The organism is Prauserella halophila (genome assembly GCF_024171895.1).
Classification (GTDB): Bacteria; Actinomycetota; Actinomycetes; order Mycobacteriales; family Pseudonocardiaceae; genus Prauserella; species Prauserella halophila.
In genome coordinates, this window is sequence record NZ_JAMTCQ010000002.1 from 1 (window position 1) to 16,274 (window position 16,274).

A 16,274-nucleotide genomic window follows, 5' to 3' on the forward strand; every position below is an offset into this window, starting at 1 on the left:
CAAAACGCTCGGCTGGGACACCCCAGCCGAGCGTCTGCTAAAACTCGTCTAAATCACCCGGTGTTGCAACCACCCCTAGAACCCGCCGGCACCTTGGGGGCACTGAACGCCCCGGATGTTCCCCTCGCGACTTGGGTCGGCGTTCGTGGGTGGGGAGGCGGCCGGTTGGCAGGGTTAGTGCCCCGAAGGGCACCTTGGGGGCGTTGAACGCCCCAGATGTTCCCCTCGCCGCCGGGCTCCTCGCCGCCGGGCCCCTCGCGACCGGTCCGCTCGTAGCGGCCTGTGTGGCCGTTAGGACCGCGAAAAGCCCCGGGACACCTGGTCAGGCGTCCCGGGGCTGCTCACGCTGTGAAGCTTCGGCTCACTCCTCCGCGTCGGCGGGCTCGCCCGAGCCGTTGTTCTTCGCCTTGGCGTCGGCCTTCTGGCGGTTTCCGCCGTTGCGGCGCCGCGGCTGACGCGGCGCGGGCGGCTGCACGGCCACGGTCTGCTGCGCAGGCCCGCTACCGCCGCCGAGCATCAGCTCCGCGAACGTCGCCATCGCCTCGTCCAGCTGCCCGCCGATGCGCCGCACCGATTCCTCGTTGTTCTGCTGCACCACGGTTTCGACGTCCTCGGCCGCCGGCTGCTTCGACAGGGTGCCCTCGACACCCGCGAAGCCCGAGCGCACCGACCCGTCCAGGTCGCCCAGCCGCCCGGTGAGGTCGTCCTCGACCTTGTCGACCCGGGTACCGAGGTCGTCGAGCTTGCTCGTGACCTGCTCGAGCTTGTCGGTGACCTTGGTGAGCCGCTCGGCCGGATCGGTCGCCTCGGCGGCCTCGGTCACCGACGTCTTGACGGTGTCGGTGGAGGCGGTGATGCGTTCCTTCGTGTCCGTGTCGAGCCGCTCGACACGTTCCTTGAGGCCGGTCTCCAGGGTGTCGATGCGCTCGCGCACCGGGTTGCCGACCGTCGTCGGCATGGCCTCGAGCTTGTCGTCCTGCTTGTCCAGGTGCCCGCCGAGCTCGTCGATGCGTCGGTGGATGTTCTCGAGCTTGTCCTCGAGCCCGTCCATCCGGCCCGCGACCGCCTCGAACTTCGCGGCCATACTGTCGAGCCGCCCGTCCAGCTGCGCGAACGGCTTCGCGAGCTTGTCGACGACCGCCTCGATGTTCTTGCCCAGCTCGGCGATCGCGTTGTCCTGGGCCTCCATGCGGGTCATCGCCTCGTCGAGGCGCTCCGCGAGGACACCGACCTCGGTACGGTCGGGCAGCTCGCCCAGCCGCTTGCGCACCGCGCCGAGGGAGTCGATCGGGGCGAGCCGGGCGTAGATGTCGTCCAGCGCGTCGAAAATCTGCTGCTGTTCGCTCTCTCGAACCTCGGCCGCGCGCACGAGCATGTTGCGCATCCGGTCGAAGGACGGAGCTGCGAGTTGGTTGTCAGTCGTCACTACGAGTCCTTCATCGGCGGGGAAAGGATGGGACGTGATCGGCAGCCTATCCATCCGCGGAATGGGACGGCCAGCGCCCCCGGGAAATTGTGAGTGGCGACCGCGGTAGTACCGCGCCACAAGCGCGGAAATAACGAACGGGTCAACGGGGCTGTCGCGGGAGTGCGGCCGTTGCCGGGCCGTGCTGGCGCAGGACTGTGTTCGGGCTTTCGGCGTGGAGCAGGACACCGGTCACCGGCGGCGAGTAGTGTCTGTACATGGACACCACAAGTGCCCCGAGTAGGGAACAACCGAGTAGAGAACAACTGCGTCAGGCCCCCAAGGTCCTGCTTCACGATCACTTGGACGGCGGGTTGCGCCCCCGCACCGTCGTCGAGCTGGCCGACAGCACCGGTTACGACGGGCTGCCGACCGGCGACGTCGACGAACTCGGCCGCTGGTTCGCCGATGCCGCGGACTCCGGTTCGCTGGAGAAGTACCTGGAGACGTTCGCCCACACCTGCGGCGTCATGCAGACAGAGGATGCACTGGCCCGGGTCGCCGCCGAGGCGGTCGAAGACCTGGCCGACGACGGCGTCGTCTACGCCGAGTTGCGCTACGCCCCGGAGCTGTTCGTCGAACGCGGACTGTCACTCGATGCGGTGGTCAAGGCCGTCACGGACGGTGTCACGGAGGGTGAACGGAAAGCGAAGGCCAACGGCCGGGGCATCCGCGCACGCCAGCTCCTGTGTGCGATGCGCCAGCACGCCCGCGCGGCCGAGATCGCCGAGCTGGCCGTTCGGCACCGGGACACCGGCGTCGCCGGTTTCGACATCGCCGGACCGGAAGCGGGATATCCGCCGACCCGAAATCTGGACGCGTTCGAGTACATGCGTTCCAACAATGGTCATTTCACCATTCACGCGGGCGAGGCTTTCGGGCTCGCGTCGATTTGGGAGGCGATCCAGCACTGTGGCGCGGAAAGGCTCGGACACGGCGTTCGGATCGCTGACGACGTGAATATTTCGGCCGACGGCGACGTGCAATTGGGCAGGCTCGCCTCGTTCGTGCGGGACACGCGCATTCCGCTCGAGCTGTGCCCGTCGTCCAACGTGCAGACCGGGGCTGTGCCGTCGATCGCCGAGCATCCGTTCGGGCTGCTCGCGAAGCTGCGTTTCCGGGTGACGGTCAACACCGACAACCGGTTGATGAGTGGCTGCTCCATGTCGTCGGAGTTCGCCGCTCTGATCGACGCGTTCGGCTACGACTGGGCCGATCTCCAGTGGTTCACGATCAACGCGATGAAATCGGCGTTCATGGATTTCGACCAGCGGCTCGACGTGATCAACAACGTCATCAAGCCCGGATACGCCGAGCTGATGGCCTGATCTCCTGCGGCCAGGGCCCGGATGTCCGCATCGCGGCCGGCCGCCACGCGGGTGGACGGCCGCACGGGCACCGGCCCTGCGCGTGCCGGTCTGCATCGCGTCCGGACGGGTCTTGGGCTGGACCATCGGCGGAAACTCGTTCGGGTCGCCGCGGCGCCGGCGGCTACAGTGCGTCGCGATGACGCGACTGCACTTGTTCGACATGGACGGGACTCTGATCCACGGCTCGGCGGCTGCGATCGAACTGTCGAAACAGCTCGGCGTCGAAGGCGAGATCGTCGAGCTGGAGCGCGCGTTCACCGACGGACTGCTGAGCACCGGTGAGTTCGCGCGCCGCGCGCAGGCGTTGTGGGGCGAGCTGACCGAGGCGCACGTCACCGCTGCCTTCGACGGTGCGCCGTGGCTGGACGGCATTCGCGAGACGTGGGCCGACATCCGTGCGCGGGGCGAACACTGCGCCGTCATCTCGATCTCGCCGAGCTTCTTCGTCCAGCGCCTGCTGCCGTGGGGCGCGCACGCGGCACACGGCTCGCCGTGGCCCGCGGTGCCGTTCGCCGAACCCGTCGATCCGGCTCGTATCCACACGCCCGACTCCAAGGTGCGCATCGCCGACGAGCTGTGCGCGGCATTCGGCGTCACCCGCGGCGACTGCGTGGCCTACGGCGACTCGTCGTCCGACGTCGCGCTGTTCGGCGCGGTGCCGGTCTCGGTGGCCGTCAACGCCGACCACCACGTCGGCGACCTCGCCACGCACACCTACACCGGACGTGATCTCCGCGAAGCCCATTCGCTCACTTGTGATGCTTAGCCACGCGAAGTAAAGTCCACGATTCAGGATCGTCGTCTTGAATGGTGGGAATCGATGACGCGGGTGGGGCCTCCGGGCGACGGTGGGAACCTCGGTTCCGGCGACGATGATCGTGATGAGGGAGCCGAGGGTGCCGTGCGGACGGGCCCCGCCGACCCCGGCGCCGGCGGGTCCGGGCGATTCCGGTGGCGGATCCTCGCGCTGGGCCTGAGCGCCCAGACGGCGAGTTGCGCATTCCTGTTCGGTATCCCGTTCCTCGTGCCCGCGATGCAGCAGGCGGAGAACCTCACGCTCAGCCAGGCCGGCACGGTCGTCGTCGCACCGAGCATCGGGCTGCTGCTCACGCTGATCCTGTGGGGAGCGGCCGCCGACCGCTACGGCGAACGGCTCGTCATGGGGCTCGGCCTCGGCGCCTCAGGAGCCCTGCTGCTCGCCGTCGGCCTCGCCGCCCCGTCGTTGCCGGTGCTGTTCGCGCTGCTGGTCGCCGCGGGCGCCTGCACCGCGTCCGTCAACGCCGCCAGCGGGCGGGTCGTCATGGGATGGTTCTCCGCCGCCGAGCGCGGCGTCGCGATGGGCATCCGGCAGACCGCGCAGCCGATCGGCGTCGGCATCGCCGCGCTGTCGCTGCCGGTGCTCGCCGAACACGCCGGGTACCGCGGCGCCCTGCTGTTGCCGGCCGTGCTGGCCCTGGCCGTCGCGGTGCTCGTCGCGTGGCTCGTGGTCGACCCGCCGCGCCCCGAACCCGATCGCACCCGCCCGCGCCGGGACCGGTCGCCGTACCGCGGCGCGACACTGTGGCGGGTGCACGGCGCCAGTGCGCTGCTGGTCGTACCGCAGTTCGCGGTGTCGGCGTTCGCCCCGGTCTACCTCGTGACGGTGCACGACTGGAGCGCCCTCGCCGCGGGCGCGTTCCTCGCGGTGCTGCAGGGCCTCGGTGCGCTGGGCAGACTCGCGGCCGGGTACTGGTCGGACCGCGCGGGCAGCAGGCTCCGTCCGATGCGGACACTGGCAGTGGCTGCCGCGCTGGTGATGCTGCTGTTGGCGCTGGGGGACGCGACGTGGTCGTGGCTCGCCGTCGGCGCGTTGACGTTGGCCGCCGTCATCACCGTGAGCGACAACGGGCTCGGATTCACCGCGTCGGCCGAACTCGCGGGCCTCAGCTGGGCGGGCAGGGCGATGGGGGTCCAGAATACGACGCAGAACCTCGCCGCCGTGCTGACGCCGCCGTTGCTCGGCCTCGTGATCGGCGACAGCCGTTACGCACTGGCGTTCTGTGTCGCGGCGATCTTCCCCGTGATGGCGATCCGGCTCACCCCGGTACGCGGCGAACGCGGGTGAGCGCTGACGTCGATCCGGGGGTCGGCGGGAGGTCTTTTGGTACGACCAAAGCGCCCCGAAGGTGCCCTCCGGGGCATCGCTACGGTGTCACTACTGCGGCCTCACCGCTACGGCGGCACCGCTACCGCGTCACCGCTGCAGGGTCAGTTGACGTGGAGACGGCCCTCGAAGTCGTCGACCAGAGCGCGCCAGGTCTTCTGCTCGTCGTCGAACGGGCCGCTCGGCGCGAGGCGCGTGGGGTCGGGTTTGAGGACGTAGGACACGAACCACCCGAGCCGCTCGGACGTCGCGAGTGCTTCGGCGACGCTGTCGTCACCGGACCAGTCCGCGGCGTCGTTGAGCAGTTCGACGGCCAGTTCGAGCTGGTTGGGGTCGACCGCGTCGGGCCCTTCGCCGACGTCGGCGTCCAGCGAGGCGAGCACGTAGGTGTTGGCCGCCTCGACCTCGACCTCCAGCTCGCCCGCGGTGGCCGCGGTCAGCACCTCGTCCCATGTGGACACATCGGCCAGTTCGCTGTCGGCGAGCTCGCCCGGCTCGGCGAGCCTGCGTGCCAGCGCCTTCGGCGAGGTGAAGACCTCGATGGTGCCGTTCGCACCGAGGAACACGGGGTCGTCGTCGAGGTAACAGCGCAGCGTGTAGTAGTCACCGGCCGAAGTGACGATCTTGACCGGGTCGATGCCGACCTCGCCCCAGAAGCCGGGCTCGTCCTCGTCCTCGTCGTCGGCGGACTCGGAACCGCCGACGGGGTCGATCTCGTCGTTCTCGCTGTCCACGCCTGCCTCGGACTCGGCGGACTCCTCGTGGAACGCGGCCAGCTCCTCCGCGGTGGTCTCGAGCGTGGCGGCGTCGACCTCGGGCACGGTCACGAGGTCGTCGACCGCGTCGAGGATCGTGTCCCACTTCTCCGAGACCGTGCCGGACAGGTCGGCCCACAGCTTGCCGCCCTCACGGCCGCTGAACGGGAGCGTGCCCTGGTCCAGCAGCGAGAAGCCTTCGCAGCTGTCGAGGACCTCGTGCACCTCGTCGAGCTCGCACACGTCGGCGAGCGAGCGCACGATGCCCACGATCTCCGCGAGTTCGGACAGCGTCCACGAATCCGGCGTCTCCGCCACGAGCTCCGGCACGCCGACCAGGTCGTAGGAATGGTCGTCGTCGGGGATCAGCTCGGGCGCGTTCAGCGCGGGCACGGTGTGCCACGCCGGGTGGTCGGCCAGATCGTGCTGCCGTGCCGTGCGCACGTAGGCGGCGAGGTGTGCGGCGTCGGGGAAGGCGTACAGGTCGTCCTCGTCGCCGAGGAAGGCTTCCCATTCCTCGCCGTCCTCCCGCCAGCGCGGGGCCCACAGGGTGACTACGTCGCCCTGCGGCAGCCCGAGTTCGATCGGGATGATGTCCTGTGCCATTACTTCCTCCGCCACGCACCTGATACGCCCAGTTCGGCAGGGTGATTCCAGCTCCCGGGGCGCGCCTCGAAGCCTACGGGTTCCGTCCGGTTCCCGCGATCACCCCTCACCGGCCGAAAGTCGCGATGACACCATCTACGGCACGATGAATGACTCCCTTGCCGATCGCCTGCCCGGCGACCCCGACCCGGACACGCTGTTCGAGGCGTTCTCCACCTGGACCCTCGAGCGCGGCATCGAGCTGTATCCGGCGCAGGAGGAAGCCCTGATCGAGGCGGTCTCGGGTGCGAACGTCATCCTCTCGACCCCGACGGGATCGGGGAAGAGCCTGGTCGCGGTGGGTGCACACTTCGCGGCGCTCGCCGAGGGCCGCCGGAGCTACTACACGGCGCCGATCAAGGCGCTGGTGTCGGAGAAGTTCTTCTCGCTCGTCGAGACCTTCGGTGCGGCCAACGTCGGGATGGTGACCGGCGACTCCGCCGTGAACCCGGACGCGCCGATCGTCTGCTGCACCGCGGAGATCCTCGCCAACATCGCGCTGCGCGACGGCGCCGACGCCGACGTGGGCCAGGTCGTCGCCGACGAGTTCCACTTCTACGCCGAACCGGACCGCGGCTGGGCCTGGCAGGTGCCGCTGATCGAGCTGCCGCAGGCACAGTTCGTGCTCATGTCGGCCACGCTGGGCGACGTCTCGTTCTTCGAGAAGGACCTGACGCAGCGCACCGGCCGGTCGACCGCGGTGGTCACGTCGGCGCAGCGGCCCGTGCCGCTGACGTTCCGCTACGCGATGACGCCGATGCACGAGACGGTCACCGAACTGCTGTCCGGGGGCCAGGCGCCGATCTACATCGTGCACTTCTCGCAGGCGGCGGCCGTCGAGAGTGCGCAGGCGCTGGTGAGCATCAACGTCACGACGCGCGCGGAGAAGGACGCCATCGCCGAGGCCATCGGCGACTTCCGGTTCTCGGCCGGCTTCGGCAAGACGCTCTCGCGGCTCGTCCGCGCGGGCATCGGGGTGCACCACGCGGGGATGTTGCCGAAGTACCGGCGGCTGGTCGAACAGCTCGCGCAGGCAGGCCTGCTGAAGCTGATCTGCGGCACCGACACGCTCGGCGTCGGCATCAACGTGCCGATCCGCACCGTGGTGCTGTCGGCGCTGACGAAGTTCGACGGCACGCGCCAGCGGCAGCTGAAGGCACGCGAGTTCCACCAGGTCGCGGGCCGCGCCGGCCGTGCAGGCTACGACACCGACGGTTACGTGGTGGTTCAGGCGCCCGAGCACGTCATCGAGAACGCCAAGGCGCTCGAGAAGGCAGGCGACGACGCCAAGAAGAAGCGCAAGATCACGCGCAAGAAGGCGCCCGAAGGCTTCGTCAACTGGACCGAGACGACGTTCGAGAAGCTCATCGTGGCCGAGCCGGAACCGCTGACGTCGAGCTTCGCGGTGACGCACGCGATGCTGCTCAACGTCATCTCGCGGCCGGGCGACGCGTTCGCCCACATGCGGAACCTGCTCACCGGCAACCACGAGGACAGGGCGTCGCAGCGCAAGCACATCCTGCGCGCCATCGCGATCTACCGCGCGCTGCTGGCCGCCGACGTGGTCGAACGGCTCGACGAACCCGACGCCGACGGCCGCCGCGTGCGGCTCACCGTGGACCTGCAGTTCGACTTCGCGCTCAACCAGCCGCTGTCACCGCTGGCGCTCGCCGCGATCGAACTGCTCGACGAGGAATCGCCCAGCTACGCGCTCGACGTCGTGTCCATCATCGAGTCCACGGTGGACGATCCGAAGCAGATCCTGTCGCAGCAGCGGTTCAAGGCGCGCGGCGAGGCCGTCGCGGAGATGAAGGCCCAGGGGATCGAGTACGACGAGCGCATGGACCTGCTCGAGGAGGTCGACTACCCGAAGCCGCTCGCCGAACTGCTCGAGGCGGCGTACGCGACGTACCGCCAGGGGCATCCGTGGGTGACCGACTACGAGTTGTCGCCGAAGTCGGTCGTGCGGGACATGTCCGAGCGCGCGATGAACTTCGTCGAGTACATCGGGCACTACAACCTCGCCCGTTCCGAGGGCGTCCTGTTGCGGTACCTCGCCGATGTCTACGACACGCTGCGCCGCACCGTGCCCGACGACGCGAAGACCGAACCGCTCAGCGACCTCATCGAATGGCTCGGCGAACTCGTGCGCCAGGTCGACTCGAGCCTGCTGGACGAGTGGGAGGCACTGCGGCACCCGGACGAGGAGGTCGCCGCGGGCCGGTCCGGTCCGGCGCTGCCCGAGGGGCCGCCGCCGGTCACCCGCAACGAGCGGGCGTTCCGCGTGCTCGTGCGCAACGAGATGTTCCGACGGGTCGAACTCGCCGCACGCGAGGCCTGCGACGAGCTCGGCGAACTGGACGACGACTGGGACGCCGACGACTGGGCCGACGCACTCGACGAGTACTTCTCCGAGTACGACGAGATCCGCACCGGTCCGGACGCGCGGGGGCCCGCGATGCTGATCATCGACCAGCAGCCCGGCATCTGGAAGGTGCGGCAGATCTTCGACGACCCCGAGGGCGATCGAGACTGGGGCATCAGCGCCGAGGTCGACCTCGGCGCCTCCGACGACGTGGGTGCCCCGGTGATCCGCCTGACCGACGTGGGCCCCCTCTCCGGCTGACGCGCGGCGGTTCCGTCGCCGTCTTCCACCCCACGGACGCGCCGGCGTGCGGCCGGCCCTCCCGTCGGGATCGGATGTTCGTCGCCCGTCGCCCGTCGCCCGTCGCCCGTCGCCCGATCGGGGCGCGCTCCGGCCGCCTGCGGCGGGGTAGGGCGCGCGCCGAGTGGGCAGCCGTACGGGTAGGCGGCCGACGGCCGTGTTGCGCCCGGCTGTCGGCTGCCGCCGCCCCACCCCGCGCGCCGGGCCGGTTCACCACGCTGCCGACCGGGCCGGTGTCAGTTCTGCACCGACAGGCCCGTCTGCACCGACAGGCCCGTCTGCACCGACAGGACCGCGAGAAACGCCGTCGCCGCGGCGGTGGGGTTGAAGTCGCTCCACATCAGATACTCGGCTCGCTGCGGTCCGTCGCCGAGCGGAACGGTCGCGAGGTCGTCCCGTTCGGGGACGACACCGGCCGGCAGGAGCGCGGTGGCGAGGCCGTTGCCGATGAGGTCGAGGACCAGCGCGGTGTCCATCGCTTCGAACGCGACCCGGCGCAGGAGGCCTGCTGCGGTGAAGGCGGCGTCGTTCTGGGCGCGGCCCGCCGTCCCGGCGGGAAAATCGGCGAACGATTCCTCGGACAGATCGTGCAGGTGGATGCGCCGTCGGCCGGTGAGGCGATGGTCGCGGTGGAGCACGGCGACGAGTCGTTCGTCGGCGAGCCGGACGTAGCGGCCGCCCCGCGGCGCGGCGGTATCGGGCAGCCCGAGGAACGCGACGTCGATCTCCCCGGCACGTACCGCGGCGACGAGGTCGTCGCTGCTCGCGGTCCGCGAGGACACGCTGACGTGGGGATGCTCGTGGCAGAACCGACCCAGTACGCGCGGCAGGTCGACGGCCGTCAGCGTCGGGATCGTCCCGAGCGCCAGGTGTCCGTGCACCTCACCCGCGGCGGCCGCGGCGTCCTGGGCCGCGCGCTCGGCCGAATCCAGGGCGCTGCGGGCGGCGGGCAGGAACGCGGCCCCTGCCTCGGTCAGCTCGACCCGGCGGCTGGTCCGCGCGAACAGCCGAACGCCCAGTTCGCTTTCCAATGCTTTGACCTGGTGACTCAGCGAGGACTGGACGACGAAACACTGCTTGGCCGCGCGGGTGAAGCTCCTGGTGTCGCCCACGGCGAGTACATACCGCAGTTGCTGCAGTTCCATCCATCAATGGTCACATTCGATAGCTGAGATGGAAACGATGTGTTGGACCCATCGACGGGAGTGGTCGATGGTGGCACGGTGATGCCCGGAACCCGACTGCCCGCACCGGGCGGCCGCGTGGCGCTCACCGCGTTGACCGCGCTCGCTCCCGCCGTGTGGGGCACGAGCTTCATCGTCACCACGCAACTCCTGCCGTCCGGCCACCCGCTGTTCGCCGCATTGATGCGCGCGCTGCCTGCGGGGCTGGTGGCACTGCTGCTGACCCGCACGGTGCCGCGCCGGGACTGGGTGTGGAAATCCGCCGTGCTCGGCACGCTGAACATCGGCGCGTTCTTCCCGCTGCTGTCCATGACGGCCGAACGCCTCCCCGGCGGAGTGGCAGCCACCCTGGGGGCGACCCAGCCGATCATCGTCGCCTTTCTCGCGCTCGGCGTGCTCGGCCAGCGCCTGTCCGGACCGAGACTGGGCTGGGGAGTCGTCGGTGTGCTGGGCGTGGCGCTGGTCGTGCTCGGCCCCGAGGCCGCGGTGGATCCTCTCGGGCTCGCGACCGGGTTCGGCAGTGCACTCGCCATGGCGCTGGGCGTCACGTTGACCAAACGTTGGGGCCGTCCCGAGGGCGTGGGCGCGCTCACCTTCGCGGGCTGGCAACTCACCGCGGGCGGGTGCGTCCTGCTCGTGCCCACCCTGGCCGTCGAAAGCGTCCCCGCCCGGATCGACGCGGGCGGCGTCCTCGGTTACGCATGGCTCGGCATCGCCGGGGGACTGATCGCCTACACGGTCTGGTTCAACGGCCTGCGCGTGCTGCCCGTGACCGCCACGGCGCTGCTCGTCCTGCTGTCACCGCTGGTGGCGGCCGCGCTCGGCGTGCTCGTGCTGGGTGAGGTGCTCGGCGTCGTGCAGCTCGCCGGCTTCGCGCTGGCGCTCACGGCGATGGTCGCGGGCCAGACCGCACACTCCGAACGGCCGCGGGCGGCGGCACCGTCCGATTCGGAGCCCGCCGACCTCGAGCCCGCCGACGCCGTTCCCGTTGAGCGGGTCTCCGTGCGGGCAGCCCCGTGACCGTGGGCGGGTGAGCGGGGCGGCTCACGTGCCCTTCGGGTGCCAGACGGTCTTCGCCTCGAGGTATCGCCGCAGGCGGGAGATGTCGGGACGCCGGGTCCAGTCGGGCTCGTCGGCGGGCACGGTCAGCACCCGCTTCACGGTGTTCGACGCCCGCTGGGCGAGGTCGACCCGTGCCTCCCGGCTCGCACCGGTCGGGTCGATCGCGTTGACGTCGGCGTGCGAGGCGAGCCAGGGGCCGAGTTCGTCGGCGCGTCCGGTCAGCACGTTCACCACCCCGCCGGGGACGTCGGCCGTCGCCAGCACCTCGGACAGCGTGATCGCGGGCAGCGGCCGCTCGGCGCTGCTCACCACGACCGCGGTGCATCCCGTCGCCACCACCGGTGCGAGCACGCTCACCAGTCCGAGCAGCGACGACGACTGCGGTGCCAGCACCCCGACGACGCCGGTCGGCTCCGGCACCGTGAACGAGAAGTACGGCCCCGCCACGGGGTTCGCCGCGCCCAGCACGCTCGCGATCTTGTCGGTCCACCCGGCGTACCACACCCACCGATCGACGGCGGCGTCCACGATCGCCGACGACTCGGCAGTGGAGACGCCTTCGCAGGCGGCCACCTCGGCGGCGAACTGCTCCCGCCTGCCTTCGAGGACCTCGGCGACCCGGTACAGCACCTGGCCGCGGTTGTAGGCCGTCGCGCCCGACCATCCGCCGAACGCCTTCCGCGCGGCCGACACCGCGTCGCGTACGTCCTTGCGCGAGGCGTGGGACGCGTTGGCCAGGAAGCCGCCCGCGGAATCGGTCACCGGGTAGGTCCGCCCGGATTCGGAACGCGGGAACTTCCCGTCGAGGTAGAGCTTGTACGTCTTCGCGACGCTCACCCGGTCAGACATGCAGGTACGCCTCCAGTCCGGTGCGGCCGCCCTCGCGGCCGAAGCCCGACTCCTGGTAGCCGCCGAACGGAGCGGCGGGGTCGAAGCGGTTGAACGTGTTGGCCCAGACCACGCCTGCGCGCATCCGGTCGGCCAGCCACAGGATGCGCGAACCCTTCTCGGTCCACAGGCCGGCCGACAGACCGTACGGCGTGTTGTTGGCCTTCGTCACGGCCTCGTCCGGGGTGCGGAACGTCAGCACCGACAGCACCGGCCCGAAGATCTCCTCGCGCGCGACCCGCATCGCCTGTTCGACACCGGACAGCACGGTCGGGGCGAAGAAGAAGCCGCGTTCGGGCAGCTCGCACGGGCTGGTCCAGCGTTCGGCGCCCTCGGCCTCGCCGGACGCGGTCAGCTCGCGGATCTTCGCCAGCTGCTCGGCGGAGTTGATCGCGCCGATGTCGGTGTTCTTGTCGAGCGGGTCGCCGAGCCGCAACGTCGAGACCCGCGCGCGCAGCTTGCCCAGCAGCTCCTCGGCCACCGACTCCTGCACCAGCAGCCGCGAACCCGCACAGCAGACGTGCCCCTGGTTGAAGAAGATCCCGTTGACGATGCCCTCGACGGCCTGGTCCAGCGGCGCGTCGTCGAACACGACGTTGGCCGCCTTGCCGCCGAGCTCGAGGGTCAGCTGCTTCGACGTGCCCGCGACCGCGTGCTGGATCTCCTTGCCGACCGCGGTGGATCCCGTGAACGCGATCTTGTCGATGCCCGGGTGCCGGACGATCGCCGAACCGATGTCACCCGCTCCCGGCACGATGTTCACCACGCCCGCGGGCAGACCGGCCTGCTGGCAGATCTCGGCGAACACCAGCGCGCTCAGCGGCGTCGTCTCGGCGGGCTTGAGGACCACCGTGTTGCCGGTGGCGAGTGCGGGGGCGATCTTCCACGCCAGCATCAGCAGCGGGAAGTTCCACGGGATGATCTGCCCCGCGACACCGAGCGGCTGCGGGTCGGGTCCGTAGCCCGCGTAGTCGAGCTTGTCGGCCCAGCCCGCGTGGTAGAAGAAGTGGGCCGCGGCGGTCGGGACGTCGGAGTCGCGCGATTCCTTGATCGGCTTGCCGTTGTCCAGCGTCTCCAGCACGGCGAGCTCGCGCGCGCGTTCCTGCAGCAGCCGCGCGATGCGGAACAGGTACTTGGCACGCTCGGCGCCCGGCATCGGCCCCCATACCTGCTCGAAGGCCCGGCGCGCCGCTCGCACCGCGGCATCCACATCGGACTCGGCTGCCGTGCCGACCTCGGCCAGGGTCTCCTCGGTCGCCGGATCGACCGACGTCAGCGGGTCGCCGCTGCCGTCGACGAACTCGCCGTCGACGAACGGCCGGTAGGCCGGTTGCAGGTTCGCCAGGTCGCGCGATTCGGGCGCGGGCGCGTACTCCCACACGCTCATAGGATCAATCCACCGCCACGTAGTCGGGGCCACTGTAGTGGCCGTCGTGCTGGGTGCGCCGCTGCAGCAACAGGTCGTTGAGCAGACTCGACGCCCCGAACCGGAACAGCTCCGGCGTCAGCCATTCCTCGCCCGCCACCTCGTGCACGGCGACGAGGTAGCGGAGCGCGTCCTTCGTGGACCGGATGCCGCCCGCGGGCTTCACGCCCCGCAGCTGGCCGGTCGCGTCGTACCAGTCGCGGACGGCCTGCAGCATCACGTGCGTCACCGGCAACGTCGCCGCGGGGGAGACCTTGCCGGTCGACGTCTTGATGAAGTCGCCGCCCGCCAGCAGGCCGAGCCAGGATGCGCGCCGCACGTTGTCGTAGGTCGCCAGTTCGCCGGTCTCGATGATCACCTTCAGGTGCGCGTCCCCGCAGGCCTGCTTGACCGCGCGGATCTCGTCGAACACGTAGCCGTACCGGCCCTCCAGGAACGCGCCCCGGTCGATCACCATGTCGACCTCGGTCGCACCCGCCTCGACGGCCAGGGCCACGTCGGCCAGCTTCACCTCGCGGCTCGACCGGCCGGAGGGAAACGCCGTCGCCACGCTCGCCACGCCGACGCCCGTGCCGTCCAGGGCCTCGACCGCGGTGGCCGCCAGGTCCGGGTAGACGCACACGGCCGCGACCGGGGGAGCATCCGGCCGGTCCGGATCGGGCCTGCGCGCCTTCGCCGCCAGCGACCGCACCTTGCCCCGGGTGTCGGCGCCCTCGAGCGTGGTCAGGTCGACCATCGAGATCGCGGTGTCGATCGCCCAGAGCTTCGCGGCCTTCTTGATGCTGCGGGTGCCGAGACTCGCGGCCCTGGCCTCCACCCCGACCTGGTCCACTCCGGGCAAACCCTGCAGAAACCGGGACAGGCTCGTCTCGTCGCGGGTGGCGTCGGTGAGCTCTGCCGGCGAACTAGCTGTTGCCATGCCCGTGAGCGTAGCTGCCGACGGGTGCCGCCGGGTCCCAGTCGGCGACGCCGCAGGGATGTTCGGGCGGCCCCCGGTTCGGCGCGGCCGTGACTTCGCGACTCGGTGACTTCGCGACTCGGTGACTTCGCGACTCGGTGACTTCGCGACTCGGTGACTCCGCGACTCAGTGACTCAGTGACTCCGCCCCGGCCCCGGTGGTGGCCGGCCCTGTCGCCGGGGCGGCTACTCGAGTCGCCTGTCGCGGCCGCCCTCCACCTTCTTCTTCCGCGGCATCCGGCGGACCTCGACGCCCGCCCAGAAAGCCAGTCCGTTCACGGTCACCACCGGCGCGCCCTCCGGCACCTCGTCGTCGGGCCGGGGGTTCTTCTTGTCGATCCGCTCGAACGCTCCCATCACGCCCACGCCGGTGACCCGCACGTGGACGTCGTCCGGCACGATCACGTCGATTCCCGCCATGATCGCCACGGCCGTGATCGTGACCTCGCGTTCGGCGAACCGCGCGTCGCGCAGGTCGATCTCGACACCGCCCCAGAACGCGAAGCTGTTGTGCTGGCGGGGCACGACCCAGCTGCCCTTGCGGTCGGTGCCGGACATGATCGCGATCGACGTCGCGGAACCGGGGGTACCGCCGACCCGGCTCTCCGGAGCCCGCGACGACTGCTGCGTGGCCGGGGGCTGCGCGGACGTCGTCGGGCTGACGGCCCCCGGGATGTCGGTCAGCACGGGTTCGAGGTCGCCGAGCGTCTTGGCCGCGTACACGATGCCGAGCCGCTCCTCGAGCTCGGTCATCGTGATCCGGCCGTCACCCATGGCCCGGTGCAGCTGCTGAGCGACCTGCTCCCGGTCGGTGTCCGAGGCGCGCAGCCGGGCCGGTTCGATGCGGTGGGGTTCGGCTGATCCGGACTCGTCGGTCATGGTTCGTCACCTTAGTGGGACGCCCGGTCGTTTTCCGCACTTTCGACCGGGCCGTGCGGCCTGCCTCGTTACGCTGACGCACATGGACGTCCAGGTCGTCGAACACCCGCTGGCCCGCGCGCGCCTGTCCACCATGCGCGACGCCCGTACCGACAGCGCGGCCTTCCGTGCCGCGCTCCACGAGCTCACCGTGATGCTCGTCTACGAAGCGATGCGGGAGGCGCCGCTGGTCACCGACCGCATCCACACGCCCGTCGCGCGCACCGACGGGTACCGGCTGGAGTCGCCGCCGTTGCTCGTACCGGTACTCCGGGCCGGACTGGGGATGGCCGACCAGGCGCACAAGCTGATCCCGGATGCGCAGATGGGTTTCGTCGGCCTGGCACGGGACGAGGAGACGCTCCTGCCGACGCCGTACATGGAGTCGTTGCCGGAGTCGCTCGCCGGCAGGCCGGTGTTCGTCCTCGATCCGATGCTCGCGACCGGTGGGTCGATGGAGCACACCATCCGGCTGCTCACCGGTCGCGGCGCCACCGACGTGACGGCCGTGTGTGCGCTCGCCGCGCCCGAAGGTCTGGAACACGTGGGAGGGGCCGGCCTGCCGGTGCGGGTCGTGACGGCGTCGGTGGACGAGCGGTTGAACGAATCGGGCTTCATCGTGCCGGGCCTTGGCGACGCAGGCGACCGCCAGTACGGGGCCGTGTGAGCGGTGATCAACTCCTGACCTGCGATTTCGCAAAAAGGGACCCCCCTGTTTCAGAGGGTTTCGCGGCCGTGTAATGTTCTCTTTGTCGCCAGGGAGACCGGGCAGACGGAAGCCGAAAGGCCAAGTCG

13 protein-coding genes are annotated in these 16,274 nt (G+C 70.3%); 6 read left to right on the forward strand and 7 right to left on the reverse strand.

The window, feature by feature from the left end:
• Positions 1 to 361: 361 nt before the first annotated feature.
• Positions 362 to 1,426 (reverse strand): PA containing protein, encoded by a 1,065-nt coding sequence (locus tag LY41_RS00115; RefSeq protein WP_253861603.1) that lies wholly within the window; start codon positions 1,424 to 1,426, stop codon positions 362 to 364.
• 257 nt (positions 1,427 to 1,683) lie between these two features.
• Between LY41_RS00115 and LY41_RS00120 the strand changes: the two genes are divergently transcribed.
• The 3 genes from LY41_RS00120 to LY41_RS00130 all read left to right on the forward strand — a co-directional run bounded on the left by LY41_RS00120 (position 1,684) and on the right by LY41_RS00130 (position 4,939).
• Positions 1,684 to 2,793, forward strand: a complete 1,110-nt coding sequence (locus LY41_RS00120) for an adenosine deaminase (protein WP_253861605.1) — start codon at positions 1,684 to 1,686, stop codon at positions 2,791 to 2,793.
• 178 nt (positions 2,794 to 2,971) lie between these two features.
• Complete coding sequence (locus LY41_RS00125) at positions 2,972 to 3,601, forward strand: HAD family hydrolase (protein WP_253861606.1); 630 nt, start codon at positions 2,972 to 2,974, stop codon at positions 3,599 to 3,601.
• Between the two features lie 54 nt (positions 3,602 to 3,655).
• Positions 3,656 to 4,939: an MFS transporter gene (locus LY41_RS00130; protein WP_253861608.1), complete on the forward strand. Its 1,284-nt coding sequence runs from the start codon at positions 3,656 to 3,658 to the stop codon at positions 4,937 to 4,939.
• 143 nt (positions 4,940 to 5,082) lie between these two features.
• On the opposite strand, the gene LY41_RS00135 is transcribed toward LY41_RS00130, so the two are convergent.
• The gene (locus LY41_RS00135; protein ID WP_253861609.1) at positions 5,083 to 6,339 is read right to left on the reverse strand and encodes a SatS C-terminal domain-containing protein; all 1,257 of its coding nucleotides are present in this window, start codon (positions 6,337 to 6,339) and stop codon (positions 5,083 to 5,085) included.
• Between the two features lie 145 nt (positions 6,340 to 6,484).
• Here LY41_RS00135 and LY41_RS00140 point away from each other — a divergent pair, with 145 nt between their 5' ends.
• Positions 6,485 to 9,004: a DEAD/DEAH box helicase gene (locus LY41_RS00140; protein ID WP_253861611.1), complete on the forward strand. Its 2,520-nt coding sequence runs from the start codon at positions 6,485 to 6,487 to the stop codon at positions 9,002 to 9,004.
• A gap of 275 nt (positions 9,005 to 9,279) precedes the next feature.
• Here the strand turns inward: LY41_RS00140 and LY41_RS00145 are convergent, their stop codons facing one another.
• On the reverse strand, positions 9,280 to 10,188 hold the full coding sequence (locus LY41_RS00145; protein WP_253861612.1) for a LysR family transcriptional regulator: 909 nt from the start codon (positions 10,186 to 10,188) through the stop codon (positions 9,280 to 9,282).
• Between the two features lie 81 nt (positions 10,189 to 10,269).
• Here LY41_RS00145 and LY41_RS00150 point away from each other — a divergent pair, with 81 nt between their 5' ends.
• The gene (locus LY41_RS00150) at positions 10,270 to 11,247 is read left to right on the forward strand and encodes an EamA family transporter (protein WP_253861614.1); all 978 of its coding nucleotides are present in this window, start codon (positions 10,270 to 10,272) and stop codon (positions 11,245 to 11,247) included.
• Between the two features lie 24 nt (positions 11,248 to 11,271).
• On the opposite strand, the gene LY41_RS00155 is transcribed toward LY41_RS00150, so the two are convergent.
• The 4 genes from LY41_RS00155 to LY41_RS00170 form a co-directional block, all read right to left on the reverse strand.
• Positions 11,272 to 12,138: an aldehyde dehydrogenase family protein gene (locus tag LY41_RS00155; protein WP_253861615.1), complete on the reverse strand. Its 867-nt coding sequence runs from the start codon at positions 12,136 to 12,138 to the stop codon at positions 11,272 to 11,274.
• Positions 12,131 to 13,564 carry an aldehyde dehydrogenase family protein gene (locus LY41_RS00160; RefSeq protein ID WP_253861617.1) on the reverse strand — a complete coding sequence of 478 codons (1,434 nt, stop codon included), beginning with the start codon at positions 13,562 to 13,564 and terminating at the stop codon, positions 12,131 to 12,133. The genes LY41_RS00155 and LY41_RS00160 overlap by 8 nt, the downstream gene beginning before the upstream one ends.
• A gap of 4 nt (positions 13,565 to 13,568) precedes the next feature.
• The gene (gene deoC / locus LY41_RS00165; protein ID WP_253861619.1) at positions 13,569 to 14,522 is read right to left on the reverse strand and encodes a deoxyribose-phosphate aldolase; all 954 of its coding nucleotides are present in this window, start codon (positions 14,520 to 14,522) and stop codon (positions 13,569 to 13,571) included.
• A 225-nt stretch (positions 14,523 to 14,747) separates the two neighbouring features.
• On the reverse strand, positions 14,748 to 15,440 hold the full coding sequence (locus LY41_RS00170) for a DUF1707 SHOCT-like domain-containing protein (protein ID WP_253861621.1): 693 nt from the start codon (positions 15,438 to 15,440) through the stop codon (positions 14,748 to 14,750).
• Between the two features lie 82 nt (positions 15,441 to 15,522).
• Between LY41_RS00170 and upp the strand changes: the two genes are divergently transcribed.
• Positions 15,523 to 16,146 (forward strand): uracil phosphoribosyltransferase, encoded by a 624-nt coding sequence (upp, locus tag LY41_RS00175; protein ID WP_253861623.1) that lies wholly within the window; start codon positions 15,523 to 15,525, stop codon positions 16,144 to 16,146.
• Positions 16,147 to 16,274: the final 128 nt, after the last annotated feature.